Origin of the sequence: Paenibacillus sp. MABNR03 (assembly GCF_050455445.1) — a bacterium.
GTDB classification, from domain to species: Bacteria; Bacillota; Bacilli; order Paenibacillales; family Paenibacillaceae; genus Paenibacillus; species Paenibacillus xylanilyticus.
On sequence record NZ_JBCIYR010000003.1, the window covers coordinates 609,918 to 634,327 of the forward strand.

General features: G+C 47.1%; 20 protein-coding genes. 14 read left to right on the forward strand and 6 right to left on the reverse strand.

What is annotated here, in order from left to right; genetic code table 11:
- Window positions 1–143: 143 nt before the first annotated feature.
- Window positions 144–776 (reverse strand): GNAT family N-acetyltransferase, encoded by a 633-nt coding sequence (locus tag AAIH57_RS17980; protein ID WP_430022558.1) that lies wholly within the window; start codon window positions 774–776, stop codon window positions 144–146.
- 270 nt (window positions 777–1,046) lie between these two features.
- Here AAIH57_RS17980 and acsA point away from each other — a divergent pair, with 270 nt between their 5' ends.
- Window positions 1,047–2,771: an acetate--CoA ligase gene (acsA, locus tag AAIH57_RS17985; RefSeq protein ID WP_175395709.1), complete on the forward strand. Its 1,725-nt coding sequence runs from the start codon at window positions 1,047–1,049 to the stop codon at window positions 2,769–2,771.
- A 143-nt stretch (window positions 2,772–2,914) separates the two neighbouring features.
- On the opposite strand, the gene AAIH57_RS17990 is transcribed toward acsA, so the two are convergent.
- On the reverse strand, window positions 2,915–6,031 hold the full coding sequence (locus tag AAIH57_RS17990) for a transglycosylase domain-containing protein (RefSeq protein WP_430022559.1): 3,117 nt from the start codon (window positions 6,029–6,031) through the stop codon (window positions 2,915–2,917).
- Between the two features lie 219 nt (window positions 6,032–6,250).
- Window positions 6,251–6,850, reverse strand: a complete 600-nt coding sequence (rpsD, locus tag AAIH57_RS17995; protein WP_175395707.1) for a 30S ribosomal protein S4 — start codon at window positions 6,848–6,850, stop codon at window positions 6,251–6,253.
- Window positions 6,851–7,316: 466 nt separating this feature from the next.
- Here rpsD and AAIH57_RS18000 point away from each other — a divergent pair, with 466 nt between their 5' ends.
- The 5 genes from AAIH57_RS18000 to AAIH57_RS18020 all read left to right on the forward strand — a co-directional run bounded on the left by AAIH57_RS18000 (window position 7,317) and on the right by AAIH57_RS18020 (window position 12,373).
- A complete protein-coding gene (locus tag AAIH57_RS18000) occupies window positions 7,317–9,296 on the forward strand; it encodes a sensor domain-containing diguanylate cyclase (RefSeq protein ID WP_175395706.1) in 1,980 nt (659 codons plus the stop codon).
- A 127-nt stretch (window positions 9,297–9,423) separates the two neighbouring features.
- Window positions 9,424–10,293: a hypothetical protein gene (locus AAIH57_RS18005; protein WP_430022560.1), complete on the forward strand. Its 870-nt coding sequence runs from the start codon at window positions 9,424–9,426 to the stop codon at window positions 10,291–10,293.
- 106 nt (window positions 10,294–10,399) lie between these two features.
- Complete coding sequence (locus tag AAIH57_RS18010; protein ID WP_430022561.1) at window positions 10,400–11,515, forward strand: aminopeptidase; 1,116 nt, start codon at window positions 10,400–10,402, stop codon at window positions 11,513–11,515.
- Window positions 11,516–11,611: 96 nt separating this feature from the next.
- The gene (locus AAIH57_RS18015; RefSeq protein ID WP_175395703.1) at window positions 11,612–11,857 is read left to right on the forward strand and encodes an HPr family phosphocarrier protein; all 246 of its coding nucleotides are present in this window, start codon (window positions 11,612–11,614) and stop codon (window positions 11,855–11,857) included.
- Between the two features lie 222 nt (window positions 11,858–12,079).
- Window positions 12,080–12,373 (forward strand): YlaN family protein, encoded by a 294-nt coding sequence (locus AAIH57_RS18020; protein WP_095290224.1) that lies wholly within the window; start codon window positions 12,080–12,082, stop codon window positions 12,371–12,373.
- A 178-nt stretch (window positions 12,374–12,551) separates the two neighbouring features.
- On the opposite strand, the gene cax is transcribed toward AAIH57_RS18020, so the two are convergent.
- The gene (gene cax, locus AAIH57_RS18025) at window positions 12,552–13,622 is read right to left on the reverse strand and encodes a calcium/proton exchanger (RefSeq protein WP_175395702.1); all 1,071 of its coding nucleotides are present in this window, start codon (window positions 13,620–13,622) and stop codon (window positions 12,552–12,554) included.
- A gap of 183 nt (window positions 13,623–13,805) precedes the next feature.
- Between cax and AAIH57_RS18030 the strand changes: the two genes are divergently transcribed.
- Window positions 13,806–14,168, forward strand: a complete 363-nt coding sequence (locus AAIH57_RS18030) for an Asp23/Gls24 family envelope stress response protein (protein WP_095290227.1) — start codon at window positions 13,806–13,808, stop codon at window positions 14,166–14,168.
- Between the two features lie 126 nt (window positions 14,169–14,294).
- On the opposite strand, the gene ftsW is transcribed toward AAIH57_RS18030, so the two are convergent.
- Together ftsW and AAIH57_RS18040 are read right to left on the reverse strand one after the other, a co-directional pair.
- Complete coding sequence (ftsW, locus tag AAIH57_RS18035) at window positions 14,295–15,584, reverse strand: putative lipid II flippase FtsW (RefSeq protein ID WP_430022562.1); 1,290 nt, start codon at window positions 15,582–15,584, stop codon at window positions 14,295–14,297.
- A 13-nt stretch (window positions 15,585–15,597) separates the two neighbouring features.
- The gene (locus AAIH57_RS18040; protein WP_175395700.1) at window positions 15,598–15,945 is read right to left on the reverse strand and encodes a YugN family protein; all 348 of its coding nucleotides are present in this window, start codon (window positions 15,943–15,945) and stop codon (window positions 15,598–15,600) included.
- A 210-nt stretch (window positions 15,946–16,155) separates the two neighbouring features.
- Here AAIH57_RS18040 and AAIH57_RS18045 point away from each other — a divergent pair, with 210 nt between their 5' ends.
- The 7 genes from AAIH57_RS18045 (at window position 16,156) to AAIH57_RS18075 (ending at window position 24,398) form a co-directional block, all read left to right on the forward strand.
- The gene (locus tag AAIH57_RS18045) at window positions 16,156–17,325 is read left to right on the forward strand and encodes a M20 family metallopeptidase (protein WP_175395699.1); all 1,170 of its coding nucleotides are present in this window, start codon (window positions 16,156–16,158) and stop codon (window positions 17,323–17,325) included.
- A gap of 182 nt (window positions 17,326–17,507) precedes the next feature.
- Window positions 17,508–19,199 carry a DNA repair helicase XPB gene (locus AAIH57_RS18050; RefSeq protein WP_175395698.1) on the forward strand — a complete coding sequence of 564 codons (1,692 nt, stop codon included), beginning with the start codon at window positions 17,508–17,510 and terminating at the stop codon, window positions 19,197–19,199.
- A 45-nt stretch (window positions 19,200–19,244) separates the two neighbouring features.
- On the forward strand, window positions 19,245–21,020 hold the full coding sequence (locus AAIH57_RS18055; protein ID WP_430022563.1) for a helicase-associated domain-containing protein: 1,776 nt from the start codon (window positions 19,245–19,247) through the stop codon (window positions 21,018–21,020).
- Window positions 21,021–21,144: 124 nt separating this feature from the next.
- The gene (locus AAIH57_RS18060) at window positions 21,145–21,585 is read left to right on the forward strand and encodes a YlbF family regulator (RefSeq protein ID WP_175395696.1); all 441 of its coding nucleotides are present in this window, start codon (window positions 21,145–21,147) and stop codon (window positions 21,583–21,585) included.
- Window positions 21,586–21,672: 87 nt separating this feature from the next.
- Entirely contained in the window at window positions 21,673–21,936 is a 264-nt protein-coding gene (locus AAIH57_RS18065; RefSeq protein WP_095290540.1) for a YlbG family protein, read from the forward strand.
- 550 nt (window positions 21,937–22,486) lie between these two features.
- Window positions 22,487–23,476: an ABC transporter permease gene (locus AAIH57_RS18070; RefSeq protein WP_175395695.1), complete on the forward strand. Its 990-nt coding sequence runs from the start codon at window positions 22,487–22,489 to the stop codon at window positions 23,474–23,476.
- Between the two features lie 13 nt (window positions 23,477–23,489).
- A complete protein-coding gene (locus tag AAIH57_RS18075) occupies window positions 23,490–24,398 on the forward strand; it encodes a carbohydrate ABC transporter permease (RefSeq protein WP_175395694.1) in 909 nt (302 codons plus the stop codon).
- Window positions 24,399–24,410: the final 12 nt, after the last annotated feature.

The following is a 24,410-nucleotide window of genomic DNA, read 5'->3' on the forward strand; positions in this document are numbered from 1 at the left end:
CGATACAAGTCAAATAAACAAACCGCCTATCGTGGGCAGATTCCAACTTGCAACATGGAACTGCCGTAGAGAAGCGGTTTTTTTCAATGTATTTCAGCATTTTACATCATTCGAATTCATCGTTCCCGAATGATGCTCATGTATTAATACATAAAGCGATGACGAAACCGTACACGGTCGAATTGTTCTTCCGACGATAGAGGTACTTTACTTCCGATGCGCACCATTAGACAGTTTGCCGGATGGGAGCAGATTTCAGGGTCATCCGTAGCGTACCAGGTCATGTCCACGGTCTGCATCAAGCGTTCCATCATTTTGCGGTAATCCCATACCGAGAGACCGCTGCCTTTCAAATCCCAATGCCAATAATATTCTGTGGTGAAAACGATATATTTCTCCATTTGACCATTCTCAAATGCAGTGAGCAGCATCTCGCGTCCGATACCAAGTGAACGGTATTCGTCCGCCACTTCAATAGCGCCGAGCTCAATGAGATCCATCATGTTACCTTCGGACCAACGCTCACATTCATCAGCGTAGTGGAAGGTGACATATCCAATTATAGTCTCATTTTCGCGCGCGATGATGATTCTTCCTTCAGGTAATGCCGCGATCACTACCAGTGCCTCCTGCTGCTCAGAAGGGCGACGAAAGGCATCCAGATCGGGATGAAAAGCAAGCTCGGTAAGTGCCTCGGGAGGCACGGGTCCCTCTACAGTAACTCGGTGGCCGGACTTGAAGATGGAACGCATATGATACTCCTTGATATGCTCCATGGTTCATGCTCCTCTCTCCCCCTACTTATAGCAAAAAACCAAAAAATTGAAAAGCCATAGACGATGATTGTGAAGATTTGCTATAATTGCTTAGACAAAAAACGTTCACAATTCAAGCAGGTTTAAGTTCATCGGTTTGGCCAGGCAGGTACATGGTGAGAATTTCTCTCTATTAATGTAAGCGCTAACTGGAAGTTCAGTCAACACCAAGGCAATGAGAAGCAACCCATAACGGGAATCGAAATGTCGAGTTGAAGGAGGCTGGCAAGCATGAGTCAAGCACATGGTGAGATGCTGCAAACGGTTGTGTCTGAATCTAACCTGGGCGATTACACAGAGGCCCGAAGCCGGTTTGATTGGGAATCGGTGGAGAGGCACTTTACGTGGCACGCCAGCGGAAAAGTCAACATGGCGCATGAAGCGATTGATCGTCATGTACTGGAGGGGAGAGGCGGAAGGACGGCTCTGTTATACAGTGATGCTTCGCGCGAAGAAGCGTATACCTTCGCTGATCTGAGTGAGCAATCGAGCCGTTTCGGGAATGTCCTCCGCAAATATGGCATTGCCAAGGGAGACCGCGTATTTATTTTTATGCCAAGAAGTCCTGAGCTGTATTTTAGTCTGCTGGGCGTATTGAAAGCAGGGGCTATTGTAGGCCCCCTGTTTGAAGCTTTTATGGAGACGGCAGTGAAGGATCGACTGGAAGACAGCGGGGCTGTAGCACTCGTCACAACGCCGGAACTCCTCGGACGTATTAAACGTGCGGAACTGCCGGAACTGAAGCATATTTTTGTGGTGGGTGGAGGTCCGCAAACGGAAGAGGGACTCATTGATTTTGATGCAGAGATGTCTGCAGCCTCGGATGAAATGGAAGTGGAATGGCTGAATCGTGAGGATGGTCTGATCATTCACTATACATCAGGCTCTACTGGCAAACCCAAGGGTGTCTATCACGTCCAGAATGCAATGATTCAGCATTACTATACAGGCAAGGTTGTTCTTGATTTACGGGAGAATGACGTGTACTGGTGTACCGCTGACCCCGGGTGGGTAACAGGCACATCATACGGAATCTTCGCCCCGTGGCTGAATGGCGTGACCAATGTTATCCGTGGTGGACGATTCAGCCCGCAAGACTGGTACAGTACGATTGAAAAAAACAAAGTCAGCGTCTGGTATAGCGCACCGACCGCTTTTCGTATGCTGATGGGCGCAGGGGATGAGACCATTGCTCAGCATGATCTGAGCAGTCTTCGGCATGTCATGTCGGTTGGGGAACCGCTCAATCCGGAAGTGGTTCGTTGGGGCTGGAAAGCCTACGGTCAGCGCATCCATGACACTTGGTGGATGACTGAGACCGGGGCACAGCTGATTTGTAACTATCCGGAGATGCCCATTAAGCCAGGCTCGATGGGACGGCCGCTGCCGGGGATTGAAGCTGCGATTATTGATGACCGGGGGCAGGAGCTTCCTCCATACAGCATGGGTAACCTGGCTATACGAACGCCATGGCCATCGATGATGGCGAAGATCTGGAACAACCCGGCCAAATATGAAGAATACTTCAGGCTTTCTGGGTGGTATGTATCTGGGGACTCGGCTTATATGGATGAAGAAGGATATTTCTGGTTCCAGGGCCGGATTGATGATGTGATCAACTCTTCGGGTGAACGTATTGGTCCATTTGAAGTGGAGAGCAAGCTCGTAGAGCACCCTGCTGTAGCCGAGGCGGGAGTTATTGGCAAGCCGGATGTAACACGCGGAGAGATCATCAAAGCCTTTGTAGCACTGCGTGAAGGCTATGAAGCCACACCTGAGTTGAAGGAAGAGATCTATCGTTTTGTAAAAGAGGGCTTGTCAGCCCATGCTGCACCTCGTGAGATTGAGTTTAAGGATAAACTGCCCAAGACCCGTTCCGGCAAAATTATGCGGCGTGTGTTGAAAGCGTGGGAGCTGGATTTACCGACAGGGGATCTGTCCACAATTGAAGACTAACAGCCGAATATGTCCAGGCTGCATATGAAATAAAGAGCCTGATTCGCGTAAGATGCGGATCAGGCTTTTTTTGCTATGCGAAGAAAAACCCCGATCCTCTTTGGTGAGGATCGGGGTTTAACGGGGTAGTGCAAAGCCAATTCCTATGGTTGATATGGAACAGCAACGGAAGGCTCGGATTCTCCTACACTGTTGATGGCGGATACTTTGAACCATCCGGTCGTGGAGGCAGGAACACCGTAATCCATTGAAGTGCCAGAGGTCGTTCCGATCTTGGTGTAAGGGGCAGAGCCTGTTTCACTGTAATACACGGCATAACTCTGCACACCTTCAGTTTCCGGATTGGAGGCCCATTGAATGCGCAGTCCTTGAGAGAGAGCTGCAACGCTTACCTGGCCTGGTGTACCAGGAACCGTCGTTGCGGCGCTGTCATCCTGGTTATCTTCCGGGTCAACCACGGTTCCGGGAACAGTGATTGGTTCCTTAGTCTCCTCATCCGGGAGTGGATCTGCCATTCCTCCACTGCTTACCGAAGCACTAGGAGCAGATTCTTTGCCAGCCACATCCACAGCAGTGACATAGAAGGAGAAGTTTCCGCCTTGGGCGTATGCTGTAAATGATCTGGATTCACCTGTCAGGACAACTTGCCCCTGATTCTGGAATCCGCCACCATTTACGGAGCGATACAAGCGATATCCAACGACATCATTTTCAGGTGTTGCGTTAAACGTAATTACAGCTTTGCCATTGGCAACGGATATCCTCACATTGCCTGGTGCATCTGGTGCCTTGCCATTGTCTGATCGTGGATCGATCTGTGTTGGCATGTCTGAATCTGCATCCTCTGGCAGGTAATAGGCAAGAGACTCGTGCCGGCTCATCCGTGAGAATGCGCTTTGCAATTCCTTGATGAGATCGGAGATCGGTTTCTTCCGTTTGATGACCGTCTTTTCCTTCAGCATGTCTGCAGGTGTTTCATCACGCGGGATGTAGTTTACACCATTGTAGGTAATGTATTTTGCTTTTGCGACACCATCATCGCTATCTTTCGGAACAAATTTGCTGTTGAAAATATCTGTAACAAATTTGTCAGTCAGTGATGTTGGCAATTTGCCGCTATAAGCCGATACCGTGCGTGTCTCAATCCCGGACGGCTTCTTGAATGAATCTGTCACGAACAGTTCCTTATCTGTTGCAACGACTTCATTCAAAATTTGAGACCAGAGCTGCTGCGCACGTTTGCGCTGAGATTTCGTTTCCAACGTGTTTACAGGCTGTTTGTACCCGACCCACACACCAAGCGTGACATCAGGCGTATAGCCTTCAAACCAGACATCCGCATAGTTTTGCGTTGAACCGGTTTTTCCTACGATAGGTGCACTTTTGGTGTACTTATACGTTTCACGAACCTTATCAGCAGTACCTTCGGTGATTACGGTTCTTAACATATCCGTCATCAGGTACGCCGTTTGTTCGGAGAAAGCCTGAACAGGTTCTGCTTCATGCTTATAAACGATATTTCCTTTGGAATCCACAATTTTACTAATCATATAAGAGTCATTATAAACCCCGTTGTTTGCAATAGCTCCGTAAGCGTTCGTAAGTTCTTCCACGGTTACGCCGTACTGGAGTCCCCCGAGAACACCGGTCTGTGCCTGGTAGTCCTGCTGCTGAATGGTTGTTATGCCAAGCTTCTTGGAAAATGCCCAGGCTTTTTCGATCCCGACGTCTTCATTAAAGAGTTTCAGCGCAGGAACGTTCAGAGAGTAGTTGAGTGCTCTTCGGGCGGTTACAAGTCCCTGGTAACGATTGTTCGCATTCTTCGGAATATGGAACCCGTTTGGGCCATCCTTGAGAATAATCGGTGAATCATCAATGATGGACGCGGGTTGAACGAGTCCTTCTTCCAGAGCTGGCAGATATGCAGCAATAGGTTTCATGGTTGAACCAGGCTGACGGATCATTTGGGTCGCATAGTTCATCTGTTCATCCTGGAAATTGCGACCTTCGATCATGCCTAGAATGGCTCCGGTTTTGTGATCGATCATTATGGCTGCGGTCTGTTCTTTACCTTTTTTGGGATCATCCGCTGCGAAATTGCTGTCATCTTCGGCGATGGTACGCATCGTTTTGTACACACTCTTGTTAATCGTGGTGTATATACGGTATCCGCCTGTACGCAATTGCTGCTGGGCTTCTTCCAACAAAGCGCCGCTTTCCTTTTGAGTTGCTTCCTCACTGGAATCTGCGCCTTCAGAAGATCCTGAGTCGGCAGCAGCATCCGAATTCAGCTGTTTCATCAAAATTTGTGCAGCCTGGCGTTCGGTTTCCATCATAAGATATGGATAAGTGTTGTAAGCCTTGACGGTTTTCGGTGCCAGAGAACTCTTGATGTCAAAAGCAAGTGCCTCGTCATACTCGGTTTGATTAATTTTTCCAAGTTCAAGCATACGGCGTAATACCAGCTGCTGGCGATTAATTGCACGCTCAAAATTCTCCTCTACAAAGTCGCCTTTTCCGTTAAAGGCAGAATAAGAAGAGGGGAGCTGAGGCAATCCGGCGAGATAGGCAGCCTGTGCCGTGTTAACTTTCTCCAGATCGTTAATATTAAACAATCCTTTGGCAGCTGCCTTGATTCCATATACATTGTATCCACTGGAACCATTACCAAATGGGACCTTGTTCAGATAGGCGGTCATGATCTCGTTTTTGGTCAGAAATCGCTCGAGCCGCAAAGACAGCAATATTTCCTTTACTTTGCGGTCTTCGGTACGATCCAGATTCAAGAACACGCGCCGTGCCAATTGTTGAGTCAGTGTGCTTCCGCCCGTTTGTACAGATTCTTTCAGCACTTTCTGTTTCACGGCCCGGAGCGTTCCGCTCATATCCACACCTTTATGTTCGTAAAAATGATTGTCTTCAATCGATATGACAGCATCAATAACTTTCTGCGGTATCTGGTCAAAAGTGACCGGACGCCTGTCTTCTTCCGTACGTAATTGACCGATCGGACTACCGTCGGCAAAGTAAGCAAAGCCTGTGATGGAGTTTTCGCTGACTTTTTGCTCAATCAGGGCCCTGGAGCGGACGGGCTCGTCTTTCACAATGGAACTGACGTATCCCATCAGAGCACCGCCAACAAATAGCGCCCCCATGAATCCCAGGACAACCATCCATTTGACGACACTGCCCAGTCTGCGGGCGAAGCTGCGCTTGCGGGCAGGCTGTTCATCGGGCTTTTTCTTATTAACATCAACCATTCAGTGTCTTCCTCCTTTTAACAGCACTTATTATAGCATAAAAAGGCGGGTTTGCATGCCTGAGAAATACAAGCAATGGTCGAAAATTGCCATTATTTTATGGAATATGAAATTTTTCATGCTTACTAAATCCTGTATGTAGAAAGTGAGCACAAAAAAAGCTGCCGAGAAGATCTCGGACAGCTTTTTGGAGTGAAGCTTTTAATGAAGTTCCAACGATTAACGGTTGTAGAACTCGACGATTTGTTTTTCGTCGATGTCTTGGGACAACTCCGAACGCTCAGGCAGACGGATGTATTTACCTTCTACAGCAGTGTCGTTGAATTCCAGGTATGCTGGAAGATGCGAACGGTTTTCCAAAGCTTCCTTAACGGAAGAAAGACCGCGGCTTCTTTCACGCAAGCTGATTACATCGCCAGTGCTTACTTGGTAAGAAGCAATGTCGACTTTTTTGCCGTTTACAGTCACGTGACCGTGGGATACCAACTGACGTGCTCCTGCACGGGAGTTAGCAAAACCAAGACGGTAAACGAGGTTATCAAGGCGGCACTCAAGCAAGAACATGAAGTTTTCACCCGCGATACCTTGCATTTTTTGCGCTCTAGCAAACAGAGTGCGGAATTGTTTTTCGCCCAAACCGTACATGTGGCGAAGTTTTTGTTTTTCTTGCAACTGCATACCGTAGTTGCTCATTTTTCTCCGTTGGTTAGCTCCATGCTGACCTGGAGGGAAAGGACGTTTCAATTCTTTGCCTGTACCGCTCAGGGAAATGCCGAGACGACGGCTCAATTTAAATTTAGGACCAGTGTAACGTGCCATGTTTAAAGTAGCTCCTTTTTAGTTAAAGTTCATATAGGGCTCTGTTTGCGCTCCAATTTGTTGATGCGGGCAAGGGCTCGCATACGTCAATCAGGAAAGTTCAGCCGCTGTCCTGAAAGCAACAAAAAGAATGAGGGTGACACAACCGGTAATGCCCAAATTTAAAGACCCATTAGTAGTCTTCATCAACAATTTATATTACAGTTTAAGAGAGACAAAGTCAAGAGTAGGATAAATGCAAAAAAACGTCTAAATTTGTCGATAGGTCATTAGGCCCAAAAAAATGGGACGATTTTCTGAAATATGGATGCAAAAAAGCTTTGAAGAGAGTAAAATAGAATGTATCTTAACTTTAAATGATCATGTACATTAAGGTTATCGTAAGGTTTTTGCAGGTTTGCGATAACGTATGCAGATTAATGCATCCCATAAATGGATGCAAAAACGGTGCAAAGGAGCGCCTGACATGTTAGAACATCTAGGAAGTTTACCGGCTAGCTTGAATTCGCCAAGTTCGGGCGATTCCGCATCTTCTGCAGCTCGGCACAAAGAGCATGCGTTCTGGATGCAACAAATGGATATTACACCTTTTGATTTCTCATATTTGGGAAACTTGCTGCAGCAAGCCTACACTGATTGGCAAGCCCAGCATGATTCGGACTTGGACAAGTCATCTAGAATATACAGCGTTTGGAATACGGAAGGCATTTGTATGGGGTTCGCAAATGAGTTCGAGAATGGGTCTATACCAAGGGAAACGGTGATGGCGTGTCTTGAAACTGGAAAGGCACAATCTGTGCGAGGTTCTGATCAACATGGCGAGTTTCATTTTATGGCCGAACCTTTGTTTTCCAGAATCAACAAGGATATGTTCGCCGTGTTTACAGCTTTAGTTTACGAGCCTAATCGATATGAAACGTCTGAAGTGATTGTTCGATCTGAGGCAGCACATTATCGTACTTGCTTTTACCGAAGATTTGAATACATATTTATGGCGGATCTGTTAAAAGCTCATGAGCAAACGGCGCGTGAAGAGCATCGGAGATCGATTCTGTTTCAGATCGTCCAGCGGATGCATGACAAAATGGATGTGGATGCCATATTGGACGAGGTTTTCGACAGCATTGATTATTTGTATCCGACCACCAGTATGAATCTGTACATGTCCCAGGATCGGAACAGTTCCAATCCAAGGATCAGACCTTTGCTGTTTCATGAGCAGGGGGAAGATATCTGTGTTCGTTCGTTTAAAGATGGCCAAACGATCATAATCCGATCAGATCAGGGAGAGAGTCGTATTGTCGAGGTTGGGCTTCCGCTGAAAGGGAAGCAGGGCATTTATGGTGTATTTCACATTGAGATGAATGAAGAGCTCATGGAAGATCCCGACTTGCAGCTGATTACAATGATGGCTGATACAGCAGGAACCGCTTTTGAGAATGCCAAACTGCACGAGCAATCGAACATGTTGATTCAGGAACTTCGTCTAATCAATGATCTGACACAACGTTTGAATAAAAGTCTGCAGCTGAAAGAGATTTATCAAATCTCCGAGTTGGAGTTAAAGGACATATTTCAGGCTGAATCCTGTTGTATTCTTCAATTGAATGACAGTACGAATCGTTTCGAGGTAATGTCATCAAATGTTGGAGAGATGCGTCATAAGTCTTTTCCACTGGACTATGGTATCACTGGCATGCTGTATCAGACTGAAGAACCTCTCATTCTTTCTAATTATGCGCAGTGTACGAAAGTGTCTTCCGTATTTATGGAGGTTACGAGCTCCATGTCACTAATGGCCTCGCCAATTCGGGTGAATGGTCAAATGAAGGGTACCATTTTGCTTGGGCACCCCAAAGAACATTTTTTCTCATACGATAATTATCGCCTGTTGCAGATGCTTTCCATCCACGTAGGGTTGGCCCTCTCCAATGCGACGCTGCATGCCGAGGTTCGACGCTTGGCCAATTTGGATATGTTGACAGGGCTCTACGTTAGGCATTATCTGGATAGTGTTATACACGAACGACAGACACATGAATTTTGCGGTTCATTAATTGTAGTGGATATCGATCAGTTCAAGCAGGTGAACGATACATTCGGTCATCAAACCGGCGATCAGGTGCTGAAGCAGGTAAGCGATATTGTTACAACTTCTGTTCGTTCCGAGGACGTCTGTGCCAGGTGGGGTGGCGAGGAACTGGCCATTTACATGCCGCAGCTGGGTATCCGCCAGGCAGTGGAATATGCAGAGGTTATTCGCAGACGAGTGGCGGAAGAGACCAGACCGCCCGTGACCGTCTCCAGTGGCATTGCCGAGTGGAATTGGATGGATGACAAGGTTAGTGTAGAGTCATTGTTTTACCGGGCAGATATGGCCCTCTACGAAGCCAAGCACGGTGGACGCAACCGAATTGTGCTGGAAGAACAGGAAGTTACACGCTAAGAGAGAACTATTCCACATTGGAGTCGTTCTCTCTTTTTTTGCAGCAAAGTTTGCGTTCCAGGGAAGTATAAGGGCATACAGGAGGGGCAGGCTATGGAGAACGTTGGACGGAAGGAAGGTATTGCACATGATTACACGGCAGGGTATGCGCACATTATTGTTGCTTCTAGGTGTGGTTATCATTTCCGCACCAGGCTGCGGGCTAATACAGCGTGAGCGAAGTGCTGAAGAAGTATTCTCAATGGCCTTATCGGGGATTGCTGGCAAAGAAAAGCTGGACTTTGTAGGGGAAGCCGGTTTGAGACGTGAGAGCAGCGGCCTATTTGAGAATCAGTTCAAATTCGAAGGGAAGCTGGAAAACCATGACCAGCTGACTCTACAGACAAGACTTCCAGGAGCGGTGACCACAGCGGGCACAGGTTCAGCAGGTGGCATGAGTGCTGCTTCAGCAAACCTTAATGGACGACCAAGCGGATTCAGCGCTTCTTTTCAACGAAAACATGGACAATGGATGGCATTGACTGCAGAGCATGAACCTCTCCGGGGATCCCTGTCCCGCTATAATCCGATTGCACAACTGGAAAATATCGACCGGATGAACAAAACGATAAAATCCGAATACGGTTCCGGTCGAAGAACACGGATTCTTCGGATTGAGCTTGCTCCTGATGATGCAAAGGCCTGGGCAACAGCCCAGTTAAAAGACGAGATGAACTCAATCAAGGCAGAATATATGCACAAGGCTAGTACATTTAAAGGAACAAGTCAGGCAAAGCTTGAGAAGGATTTGAGCAAAGTATGGCAGCAAGGTGAAACCAGCATGGAACAAATGATGAAACAGGCGAAGGTGCAAACCGTGTATCATCTTACTGTGGATCGCAAAACCAGTTTGCCGCTGCGGCTCTCCTCGGAAAGTCAGGTGACCTATAGGGATTCAAGCAACAAAAGCAATAAGGAAGCTCTGGTGATGGACGTTAATTTCAAAACATATGATTAAGAGGTTGGGGTCTGCCTGCTGACGGGATTGCTGTGGCGTGCTACAATAGTATCGTAATTTACCGTTGTTCAATTATAGAATGACAGATGACAGGAGGATTTACGAGATGAAGGACCCACGAATTCAGAAGCTTGCAGCCAATCTGGTTGGCTACTCTGTAGATGTACAGCCTGGCGAGAACGTGCTGGTTGAGATGATTGGATCGGAGCGTGATCTGATCAATGCCATTATTGAAGAAGTAGGAAAAAAAGGCGGCAATGTCTTTGTACAGCTGACGGATAAGACGGTACAGCGCGCGATGCTGAAAAATGCTACAGAAGAGATGATGAAAACCTGGGCAGAGATTGACCTGAACCGAATGAAACAAATGGATTGTTACATTGGTATTCGTGCAGGCGAGAATGTAAACGACCTGTCCGACGTGCCGGAAGAAAAAATGAAAATGTACAATTCACTGTATTCCCATCCGGTACATAGCGAGCAGCGGGTTAAACATACGAAATGGGTTGTACTTCGTTACCCGAATGCCAGTATGGCGCAGCTGGCGAATACCAGCACGGAAGCATTCGAAGATTTCTATTTCGATGTGTGCAACCTGGATTATGCCAAAATGGACAAAGCACAGGATTCCCTGGCAGCCCTGATGAACCGTACGGACAAAGTTCGTATTACAGGACCAGGCACGGATTTGAGTTTCTCCATTAAAGATATCGGTGCAGTGAAGTGTTCCGGTCAAAAAAATATCCCTGATGGTGAGGTTTACAGTGCACCTGTGCGTGACTCAGTAAACGGAACAATCAGTTATAATGCAGCTACCCTCTATAACGGGGTTACGTTTGAAAATATCAAATTCACCTTCAAGGATGGCAAAATTGTTGAAGCGACAAGCAACGATACGGAGCGCTTGAACGAAATTCTGAATTCCGATGACGGTGCACGTCATATTGGTGAATTTGCGATTGGGTTCAATCCGCATATTCTTCATCCGATGAAAGATATCCTGTTTGATGAGAAAATTGCAGGCAGTCTGCACTTTACTCCAGGGCAGGCATATGAAGAAACGGATAATGGAAATCGCTCGTCCATTCACTGGGATCTCGTGCTGATTCAGCGCCCGGACTACGGCGGTGGCGAGATTTATTTCGACGATGTGCTGATTCGCAAAGACGGCATCTTTGTGATTCCGGAACTGGAATGCCTCAATCCGGACCAATTGAAGTAACAGCGGGATTTTGCTGTTGCTAGGAAAGCGGATTCACGGTATCATGTAGTGGTAATTAATAGATGATACCAAATGTGAAAAGACGGAGGGATTCCTATGTCGAGTAATAACGCGGCTGTAGTGGAAATTGCTCAAACAGCAGGCAAGTTTACTTCTTCAATCGTGCTTCATTCGGAGAACAAGTATATTGACGTCAAAAGTATTCTCGGGTTGTTTACCACGCTGATCAGCACACACAGCTATGAACTGCACGTTCATGGACCAGATGCTGACGAAGCCAAAACAGCCATGTCCGAAGTATTTGCCAAACACGGACTGAACGTGAGCATCGCGTCCGAGTAATCGTTTCAGGGAGCATCTCCGCCTGTCTTGGCGGGGGTGCTTTTTTGCGTATGAAGATGTACAGGTTCTGTTAGCCCTTGCAAAGGACTTGAAATACACACTGACAGAGCCTCCACTTTGCGTGGTTATTTTGGTCAGGTTCTTGTATTAGCTCCTGATTTCGTCTAATATTAGAGGTAGAACGTCTTTACGCGATTTTTGGGACATAGGGGGGAAAAATGCATGACTTCATCTGATCTGCAGGACCAGCTGAACATGAAAGCGATCAGTCTTCTTCAAGAAGATGCAGATAAAATACAGAAGCTTATTGAAGTACAGATGGAGAATCTGGCTACCCGCTACTGCCCTCTCTATGAGGAAGTATTGGATACACAGATGTATGGGTTCTCCAAGGAAGTCGATTTTGCTGTTCGTGCAGGGCTTCTTCCGGAAGGTGCAGGTAAGCAGCTGGTAAGTGCGCTTGAGCGGAATCTGGCAATTCTATATGAAGCTTTGAACAAAAAGAATGAGCAATAGCCTGCTATAGCGCGGGTCAGAATAGAAGGCATGCAGGAGTTTTGCATGCTTTTTTTGTGTGTTTGAACGCGGGAAGGGATTGAGCCTTAAAGTTTAAGATGAAAAAAACAGTCCGGAATGAAATTCCGGGCTGCTTTTGGTTGATGAATTTTTTGTTTGGTTCTGCAAGGTTCCAGCGTTACACCAAGAAGAAGGAAACCCCCAAAATAATGTACACCACCAGCAGGAGCAATCCCTCATACCAGTTCGTTGAACCATCCTGGGTAATCGATTTGGCGATAAACACGGATACCCCAATGGCGACCAGCTCAATGGTTGTAAAGACGATATCCATGGTTCTGCCTGTAAAATAACTTACAAAAATCAGCACGGGTGCAACAAAGAGTGCGATTTGCAAGCTGCTGCCGACTGCAATCTCCACCGCAGCGCCGATTTTGTTTTTCATCGCAAGCATGATGGCTGCACTGTGTTCAGCGGCATTACCGATGATGGCAACCAAAAATGCACCGACGAACAGTTCGCTCAGACCAAACTCTTCGGTAAACACCTCAAGCGTACCCACGAGCCATTCACTGACAAAGGCCACCATGACCGTTGCCACGACCAGATATAGAATCGATTTTTTCTTGGACCATGCCGGTGCATGTTCGTGCGGCAGCTCTTCATCTTCATCCACAGTGACATCTGCGAGATAATTCTTATGGGTGACCATGGAGAACAGCAGCCAAGCGATGTAGGCAAGGATCAGCAAGCCTGCGACAATCAGGCTAAGCGTGTCGGTATCCTTTTGTGTAATGGAATGGGTATTGAGAAAGACAGCCGGGATAAACAGGGCAATAATCGCCACAATCATCAGAGAGCCGTTTAAACCTGCAAGCGATACGTTGTAATTTTGAATTTTGAACTTGAGACCTCCGGCAAAGATGCTCAGTCCGAGCACCAGCAGCAGGTTCCCGATAATGGAGCCAGTCAAGCTGGCTTTCACCATGTCGAACAATCCTTCTTTTACGAGGAAAATGGCAATGATCAGTTCAGCTGCGTTACCGAACGTTGCATTCAGAAATCCGCCAAGCCGTTGTCCGGCATAGTGCGCAACATTTTCGGTGGCTTTTCCTAAAAAACCGGCCACGAAAATAACCGAAATGGCTGAAATCACAAACTGCAGGATCGGATTCCAATGCAGATAGTGGGCGATGGCGCTGAGAGCAAAGGTGACAATCAGCAAAATGGATGAAATCCGGTTTCTCACAACAAACACCTCGGTTTAATAATTATTTTGTTTTGATGACCATAATAAATCTTTATGAGATTATTTTCATATTTCAATATAACCAAATGGTGGTAGGTTGTAAACGCATGTTTTTGAGTTTAATTTGCTTTTTGGGGTGGAAAGGATTTAAAATACGAGTAACGAAGTGAAGGAGGATGTGGCATGGCAGAACAACTTCAACTAGAAGGCGGGAACATCCGGATTGCCGATGACGTGGTGGCGAAAATTGCCGGAATGGCTGCGATGGAGACACCCGGAATTGCCGCAATGTCTGGAGGATTGTCAGAGGGCTGGGCCAAACGTCTCAGCGGTAAAAACGTACAGAAAGGCGTAGGCGTTGAGGTCGGCCAGCTGGAAGCAGCCATTGATCTGCGCATCATCGTCCTGTACGAGACACCGATTCATGAAGTATCCCGCATGCTTCAACAGAATGTGAGAGAAGCGGTAGAGACCATGACCGGATTACGCGTTGTCGAAGTGAACGTGAAGGTAGAAGGCGTATCCTTCAAAGGCGACGACCTGTAGGCTTATAACCTCCAATTGAACTGGAGAGCCAGATGACCAGATAATGGTCGCTGACTCCAGTGAACCAAAAAAGACTTCACATCCCAGGGATGCGAAGTCTTTTTTTTATTATTCTCGAAATAAATGTTAACGAATGCGGCGAATGGATTCCCGTGAACGTACAGCCGGAGATGTGCGTGTTTGCGTTTGTACCGTTACGGATTTCGTTCGCTCTTCCTTGATGACATCCTGATTGTTGGTACGCGAGATACTGAGCAGAATGCCCATGGCGACCATCATCACAAAGAGTGAGGTTCCTCCATAACTGATAAACGGAAGGGTGACCCCCGTTACCGGAATCGTCTGGGTCACACCTCCGATGTTAATGAACGCCTGAATGGCGATCAGGCCCATAATTCCGATACCGACCAGCGTTCCGAACGGATCAGGACAGCGCAGGGAGACGATAATGCCCCGCCAGATAAAGTACAAGTAAACCAAAAGGAACAATGTACTTCCAAGGAATCCGAGCTCTTCCCCAATCACGGAGAAAATAAAGTCATTATATGCATTCGGCAGATAATGAAGCTTCATCGTACCTTGTCCAATCCCGGAACCGGTCATGCCGCCATCACCGATGGCCACAAGAGAGCGGAAAAGGTTAAGACTTCCTCCGCTAGGGTCCGATAACGGATTGAGGAATGCCTGGATCCGTCCAATCTTGTAGTTCTGCTCAGCACTGGCTGTTGTCGTATCGGTAACACTGTCTGAAGGAGACACAGAGGAGAAAAGGGCATTCGCCCCAAGTGCAAGCGCCCCTCCTAACACGACAAGCATGATCGAACCCATAATATGCTTCATGCTGGCCCCGCCTGCATAGATGACGAGACCACAGGTGGAAACCAGAATGAAGCAGGTACCGAAGTCGGGCTGCAGCATGATTAGTCCTGCAATGAAACCGACGATCACGAGGACCGGAATATAACCTGTCTTGAGATCCCTGAATCGTTCCCCTTTTTTGGTGATCAGTGCAGAGAGATACAGAATAATGGCAATTTTGGCAAACTCCGCAGGCTGAACACTGAAGCCAAAGATGTGAATCCAGCTTCGTGCACCATTTAACACCTTGCCTGTAACCAAAACAAGCAGGAGCATTACGGTAGTGAACAGGAAAAAGGGTGCATAAAGCTTCTTGTATTTGTTAAAACGAATGTTCATGGCAAAAAACATACCAACTAAACCGATAACCGCCCACATCAGTTGTTTTTTCGTGAAGTATAGGGCATCATTGTTAAAACTTTTGCTTGCAATTGCAATGCTGGAACTGGAGCTAAACACCATCACCAGTCCAAAGCCCACCAACAATAAAGTGAGGATTAGCAGTTGAAAATCCGGCGTGCCTCTCTTCGTTTTCGTTTGGGCCGTTTGTTGTTTCATGGTTTGGCCCAGCCTAAGCTTCCAGCAGTTCTTTGAGCTGCTGCAATTTTTGGGCTGCCAGCTTCACGACTGGCTGCGGAACAGAAGAGTCATAATCCAGACCGTGCGGGAAGGTTGCTTTTCCGAGATAAACAGCCTCGACAGAGAGCACCGTATCCGGTTTTTCAAGTTTGCCATCCACTACACGGGTATTGATACGTACAAAGTATTCCGATTTTGTGTTGTCATCTTCGATTTTGTAGTCATATGTAGCACGGTAATACTCCCATTGCCACCGGACAAATCCGACTTTCTCGGCGCTCTCATCCAGGTATGCCAAGTCGCTTTTCAAGCCATCCAAGCCTGTATTCTCAAAAATCATAAGCGTCTGATCCTCCTCATAAGCTTCCGAGTATAATTCTCGTGCATTTCTCTAGTTCATGATAGTATGTTTCCCCTTCCCGTGCAAGCTTTCGAAAGGCGTTTCGTATCGGTTTTCTTCCAATTCTGCTACAATATACAGCAATAGGTTTGATGAGGATGGTTCGGACTTGATGAAAGTTCCGTTCAAGATCGAAAGGATGGGGAGAAAATGACAAATAATATATGGTGGGACGATCTGCAAATCCATATGGTGGAATGGCGGCGTCATCTTCATCGCAATCCCGAGGTTTCCTTTCATGAGGAGAAGACATCCTCTTTTGTGGCGGATATGCTGGAGAGCTTCGGAGCTGAAGTGAAACGTCATGTAGGCGGTCATGGTGTGATTGGTACGATTCGGGGGGACAAGCCTGGTCCGGTCGTCATGCTTCGGGCTGATATGGATGCACTGCCGATTCAGGATGAGAAGGACGTTGAATATGCTTCGCAAAAGGCAGGAGCAATGCATGCGTGTGGTCATGATGGGCATGTGTCCATTTTACTCGGAACGGCATTGTATTTCAGCAAGCACAAGGCTGATATCCAAGGCGAGATCCGCTTCTTGTTTCAGCCTGCGGAAGAGCTGCTTCCAGGCGGGGCTGTAAAAGTCATTTCGGATGGTGCGCTTGATGGTGTCGATGTGATCTATGGCATCCATCTGTGGACGCCTCTTCCGGTGGGAGTGGCAGCCAGCAAGGAAGGACCGCTCATGGCGGCTGCGGACGACTTTTACATTGAGATCAAAGGAAAAGGCGGTCACGGAGGCATGCCGCAGTCGACCATAGACAGTCTGGTCGCAGGTTCTGCACTTGTCATGCAGCTGCAGACGGTCGTCAGTCGTTCCGTGGATCCGCTGCGTCCTGCAGTATTGACCATCGGCACAATGCAGGCGGGATCTGCCCAGAATGTTATTGCAGAGTCCTGCAAAATGAGTGGAACTGTCCGAACATTTGATGAAGAAACAAGAGCAGAAATGAAGGAACGTGTACACACCATCGTTTCCCAGACGGGTGGAGCGTATGGAGCACAGACAGATGTGAATTACATCATGGGTTATCCGCCTGTCGTGAACGATGAGCGAGAAACGGCCCGGTTCTTCCGGAGTGCGGTCCAGGTGTTTGGGGAGGAACAAGTGCAGACATCGCCTATGTTGATGCCAGCAGAAGATTTCGCTTACTATTTACAGAAGGTTCCAGGCTGCTTCATGTTTGTCGGTGCGGGCAATCCGGACAAAGGCGCCATTTATCCGCATCATCACCCCAAATTTGATTTTGATGAAGATGCCATGCAGCATGCTGTAAAGCTCTTTATTGCCATGGCTACCGATTATATGGCGGATTAACAGAATGTTTTGGGTATAGTTGGGCATCCTACTCTTAGAAGTAGGGTGCTCTTTTTTGTATGACCAGGATGGGAGTGTCGGCTGCGAAGGTTCATTTCTGGGTTTGCCGGAACTGGACTTTTTGTTATGCATGCTTATCCGTAGAGAGCACAACGTAATTCCATCAGACAGGAGGAGCAGGGATGGAGACGACAGATGCATGTATTGTTCAGCGGGATTTTACGATACTGCTGGAAGTGGGTCATCCCGGATTCGAGCAGGCCCGCGCACGACTAGGAACATTCGCCGAACTTGTGAAGACCCCTGAGGGCTTCCATACCTACCGCATGACATCATTATCTCTTTGGAATGCTGCTGCACTTGGATGGAGTGCTGATCAAGTCATTAGCAGTCTGGAGTCCGTTTCTCGCTGGAACGTACCAGCGGCCCTCATACAGGATATTCGAAGGATTATGGGTCAATACGGGAAGTTGAAGCTCAATTGGGAAAAGGACCATCAGCGTCTGCGCCTGGTCGGAGACAGTGAACAACTGCTTGACGAGTTGACTGGGCTAAAGACCATTGCAGCTTTTCGTATGGAACGTGTGGCTCCGGACGAGCTTGTGGTTCGCGGAGAACAGCGAGGATTACTTAAGCAAGAATTGACGCGTTTGGGCTACCCTGTACTGGATTATGCCGGATACCGCCCCGGAACACGTCTTTCTTTTGGCTGGAAAAGTGAAGCGAATGACCTTCATGAAACCGATTCGGATCAGGAAGCTTTTGGGCTGCGTTCATATCAGAGAGAAGCCGTTGACGCTTTTGAGGGAAGTGAAGGCATGGGTGGCAGCGGTCTGCTCGTATTGCCTTGTGGAGCTGGAAAAACCGTCATTGGCATGGCTGTTCTGGAAAGGCTTCAATGCGAATGCCTCATATTGACCTCCAACACAACCTCGGTTCGGCAGTGGATCCAAGAGTTACAGGATAAGACGACGCTTACCTGTGATCAAATCGGTGAATACTCCGGTCAAAAAAAACAGGTGCGGCCTGTCACCGTGGCAACCTATCAGATCCTTACCCACAGAAAATCCAAAGATTCCGATTTTACTCACATTAAATTGCTGAGTGAGCGGGAATGGGGGCTCATCATTTATGACGAGGTGCATTTGCTGCCAGCACCCGTATTTCGGGCTACGGCAGATATTCAAGCTACGCGAAGACTGGGATTAACCGCAACCCTGGTAAGGGAAGATGGGTGTGAGCAGGATGTATTCTCCCTCATCGGTCCTAAACTGTATGATATGCCATGGAAAGACCTAGAGCGGCAAGGCTGGATTGCCAATGTGCAGTGCCAGGAAATCCGCATTCCTTTTTCGACGGATCTGAAAACAAGTTACCTGGAGGCTGAAGCAAAACATCAGTTTCGTCTTGCGGCTGAAAATCCGGCAAAGCTGCAAGTGATAAGGCGATTGCTGCGTCAACACCATGATCTGCCTGCACTTGTGATAGGTCAATATCTGGATCAGCTCGAAACCATTGCCCGGGAAATTGACGCGCCACTGATTTCTGGCATGATGTCCCAACATGAACGGGTGAAGTGGTTTGAATCCTTTCGCCGGGGCGAGATCAAAACAATTGTGGTTTCCAAGGTGGCGAACTTTGCCGTGGACCTTCCGGATGCAGCTGTAGCGCTTGAAATATCGGGAAGTTATGGCTCAAGGCAGGAAGAGGCACAGCGACTGGGCAGGATTTTGAGGCCTAAGCCGGGAGATAATAAAGCCTATTTTTATACGCTCGTATCGGAAGATAGCAGGGAACAGGAGTTTGCATTGCGTCGCCAGATGTTTTTGGTGGAGCAAGGTTATGAATACTCCGTTATCCATGAACATATGTAACTGCCACCAGGCGTAAGTGTGGTATAGAAAGGCAGGGCAAAGCCAATGCGAGTATACGAAGCATCGGAACCAAAAGAGCTAACGGAACTTTTACCTTCAGAGCAAGTAGTACTGGGTGCTCTTTTTCACAAACATGCAGGTCAACCCTTTTCCACAATGATGACAACGTCCGAGTCAGCGGCAGAAGGACTGAGCGGGGTGGAAGCCAGGTCAGCGTTTATTCGTCTAAGGCAGAAGGGGTGGATTAGGGCTGTACGCAAGACATGGGGGGAGAGCTTATACTACATCCCGGTTCACCTCATCCCCGCATTAACGGCAGCATACGCACAAAGGATCAGGGATAACGGTTTGCCGGAGCGGGATATGGGGCGGGATGGACTTGAACTTAAGATGACCCAGAGTAATCCAATTCAAGTAATCCAAGAAGCCAAACCGGATATCGCTGTTGAAATCATTCATATTCTGGCCTGGATCGCCAGAGAAAATCTCACATTAACCAGTAAAGGTACAGTCCACAAAAGAATGCTGCAGCGCTTAAGTGCCATGACTCATTGGTGTGCCGAAGATTTTGTCGGGTTAAACTTGCAGTACGAACATCCGGGTGTGTATCCTGCCCATGTTGCCATCCTTTTGGATATGCTGCTCAGCCTGGGGCTTCTCCATAAGGATCAAGAAAAAATACAGGTAGATGCTGCCTCTCTGGGTTACTGGTTAAAGCAGTCTTGGCCCTTCATGCATCGCGAAATATTCAAGGTGTGTATGGGTCGATATGGTATATCGAGCCCAGAGGTACAACATTTTCGCTACCGTTTGATATTGTTAGGTGCAAGCCAGAATACGTGGTTCGATATTGCAGATGTGATTCTGCAGCGTAACAAGAACGGGGAAACCGGGGATGCTGGACAGTCAGAATATGTCCGGAGCTGGCTCAATGCTCTAGCTGGATGGGGATACGGCGAGATTGGTGAAGATGCTTCTGGCAACTTGTTTTATCGCTGGCTGGTTGATCCTGAAGCGTTGTTACACTCGGAGGTACAGCAAGCCATGGATACTGGCAAGGAAGTCTTCTTTGTGCAGCCTGACTTCGAAATTATGGTCCCACCAGAGGTGATTCCACAATTTCGCTGGAAACTGGAGTACTGCGCCGAATTGATCAGCCTCGACCGGATGAGTATTTATCGTGTGACCAAAGAACAAATCATGAATGCGTCACGAAACGGGTTTACGTGTGACAAAGTGATGGAATTCCTTGACTGTTATGCTGCCACGAGAGTCCCAGAGCATGTACGTATGGCGATCCAACAATGGGGAAGTGAATGGGATCGCTTGAAGACGCAGAGTGATAAAAATGCAGCGAATAATCAGATTATAAAGTCGATTGACTCCTTTTTGAACGACAAGGATGATCACGTGATTGAACCTGGTGATTCACAAGCAAGCTTTTATGTACAGGGTAGGGAGGGACTATTCCATCTTGGGCCGGATTCGTTTATATATGAGCAAGAGCAGTTCATAGTGGAGCCATCGGATCTTTTACCAGAGTACGGGTCAATTCCGGACATGTGGCATAACGATTGGCGGCGGTATCACATGTCCACAACTCGTCAGATTACGGCAAAAGCGATAGAATGGCAGACCAAGCTGAGTCTGAAAAAAGATCAGTCCGTGGTATACATTATTCCGGAACAAATCCAGGGTCATGACGATTGGACGCTGACAGGCTGGGTTGTCCCTGGGACAGACGAGAGAGCAATAGAGCGGTGTACCATCTCGCCTATGGACTGGGACAAGATACGACTGATCGTACCAGAGCAGATATGACGCATGAAGCTCATGTTCCCCTATTTTCTAATTGCAGGAAAAACTCTTCTTAACTATCGGGGGATATGCTATGATAAAGTAGTCTACCTTACGTAGAACTTTATATATAGATAGGATGAATTTCATGAGCGTAGCGGAATTGAACACGGTCGATATGGCCCAAGTGTTGACGGGCGCATATGAACTGGGCGACATGATTAACCAATCTGCCGAAGTATCGGATTATTTATATTGGAAGCAGCAAGTTGAAACCAATCCGGAGATCCAAGCTGGAATACGCAAGCTGAATGCCAAAAAGGAACTGTTTGAAGAAACACAGCGTTTTGGGCACTTCCACCCGGATTATCATGCTGCAAAAGACCAGGTAAGAGCTCTGGAACAGGAATTGGAACAAATTGAGGCAGTAGCCCGTTTCAAGCAGGCGGAGAGAGCGCTGGATGAGATGCTGCATCAGATGTCGGAGACCATTGCTTACGCAGTGTCTACCACCATTAAGGTTCCAAGCAATGACCCGAATCCAAAAGGTGGCGGCTGTGGCAGCGGCGGCAAATGCAGCTGCGGTTAACCGAATTCCAATAAATTAAATTCCATATAGACCGGACCTTCTCCTCGGAAGTGTCCGGTCTCCATTATAAGAGAGGCGGGGAAGATGATGTTTGCGGAAAGGACAGGATTTATTATTTGGGTTAGTGATTTAAAAGCGGCCCGCAACCTCGAAAAGTATGGTACCGTTCATTACATTTCCCGCCGAATGCATTATGTCGTCATGTACGTTAATGCAGAGCGGGCTGAAGATACGATGAAAAATGTGAAGCGGCTTTCCTATGTGCGCAAGATTGAACGTTCCTATCGGAACGAGATCAAAACAGAGTATGCCAGCAAAACGATGGACAAAACAAGTTTTTACGGGATATAACCAATACGTTCACCAATAAAAATGGGCTGACATAAGTGTGGAAATACAAAAACATATTTGCAATAGAAGTCGCCCCATTGGCGGCTTTTTTTTGTTTGTAGGAATAAGGCTCGATCTCATCTAAGCAATACGTGCTGTACATACCGAATAGGGGGATGTTCCATTACTTTAAAAAAGTCAAACTTCTCACTTAACCAATCTAATATTTGTTAGGAGTATGTAATTTAAATTAACACATCAAAGTCACGTTCGCTCAAGAGAAAGTAAAAATGATGTAAAATAGATCGTATGTATGCCAATTTTTCAATTGGTAATTTTCCACTTTTACAAATGGAATCGCTTTCTTTTAGGTGAAAATTACACATTTTACGATTGTAAAAATGGAGTTAAAATCTTATAAAACCTTGGTACATCAATGTTTATGCGCTTTGACAAAATGACATATTTACGAAAAAATGCGTGATCCTCTATTGTTAAGCTAAAGCTGCGCCAACAAAACTAACATGTAAAATGAATCTTTCAATCTTTTCCTGCGGCGCACGACCCAAACATGAGAAACGACAGAAGGAGGCGATCCTGTGTGCAGGAAGTAAAAACGGTCAATCAGCAACAGACGTTATACCAGCCGAAAATCAGCAGGAAGCGATGGCAAAAAATCTGGAGGAACTGGGAGCTGTATTTGTTTATCGCACCCGCATTTCTGTATTTTCTCATCTTTCACTACGGACCCATGTACGGTATCCAGATTGCGTTCAAAAATTACAATCCGGTACGGGGAGTATTCGGGAGTTCCTGGGTAGGTTTCGATCACTTTGTTCGATTCTTTGAATCCTATTATTTCTGGGATTTGATGTGGAACACACTAAGCATCAGTTTGTATGAGCTCGCTGTCGGGTTTCCAATTCCGATTATTCTAGCGCTGGCGTTCAATGAATTGAAACACAAGCGATTCAAAAAGCTGGTCCAGACGGTTACTTATGCGCCTCATTTTATCTCTGTTGTCGTGATGGTTGGTATGGTGATTGCCTTTTTGTCTCCATCCACCGGAATTTTGATCCGTTTTGTGGAATGGATGGGTATCGATGCGCCTGCATTTCTGACAAGCCCGGCATGGTTCAAGACGGTATATGTGCTTTCCGGCGTGTGGCAGAGTGCGGGCTGGGGTACAATCATCTACCTTGCTGCGTTGTCGGCAGTGGATCCTGGCCTACATGAAGCAGCGATTATAGATGGGGCAAACAGACTGCAGCGAATTCGGCACATTAACATTCCCGTGCTGGTACCAACAATGACGATTCTGCTCATTTTGAACATGGGAAGTCTGCTTGGAGTTGGGTTTGAGAAAATCCTGCTCATGCAGAACCCGCTAAATATGGAATCGTCAGATGTCATTTCCACTTTTGTATATCGTTCAGGTCTCGAAAATGCACAATACAGCTTCTCCACTGCTGTGGGCCTGTTTAACTCTGTGATTAATGCGTTCCTGCTCGTTACGGTCAATCAGATTGTACGCAAGACGAGTGAGAACAGTCTTTGGTAAAGGAGGGGGAACCATGTTAACCGGTATACAAGAAACGAGACAAGACAAAATTTTTCTGACCCTGAACTATATCTACGTTACGATTGCGTTTCTCCTTGTAGCCTATCCGCTGGTCTATATGATCAGTGCTTCAATCAGCAATCCGAAAGAAGTTGCTTCGGGTGCGATGTGGCTCTTTCCCAAGGATATCACGTTTGAAGGGTATCAAAGAGTACTTCAGGATCAACGGATCTGGTCAGGTTATGCAAACACCATTTTGTATACGGTTGTGGGTACTGTTGTAAACCTGATATTCACCATTCCGGCGGCGTATGCGCTCAGCAGAAGAGACTTGGTTGGCAGAGGGTTCTTTATGGGTGTCTTTATGTTCACGATGTTCTTCGGCGGAGGGTTGGTACCGAGTTATCTGCTGATTAAGGAGCTCGGCATGATTAACAGCATGTGGGCACTGATTTTGCCTTCCGCAGCTTCGGTATGGAACATCATCGTCTCCCGTACCTTCTTCCAGGGAACGATCCCGAGTGAGCTTCAGGAAGCCGCACAGATTGATGGTTGTTCTAATTTCAAGCTGTTTTTCAAAATCGTACTTCCGCTGTCCATGCCGATCATAGCCGTTATGGCGCTCTTCTATGGTGTAGGGCACTGGAACAGTTATTTCTCAGCGATGATTTATTTGAATGATTCGGCAAAATATCCGCTTCAGCTCGTATTAAGACAGATCCTCGTGCTGCAGGAAATGTCGGCCCAGGGCTCCGGCATGATGGACAGTTCAGCTGCCTCAGCACTGAATAACAAAGCCGAAGTAGCGGCACTCGTTCGCTATGCAGTCATCATTGTATCCACACTGCCGGTTATTATTGTATATCCGTTTTTGCAGCGTTACTTTGTTCAGGGTGTCATGATTGGTTCCGTCAAGGGCTGATCTATACCATAT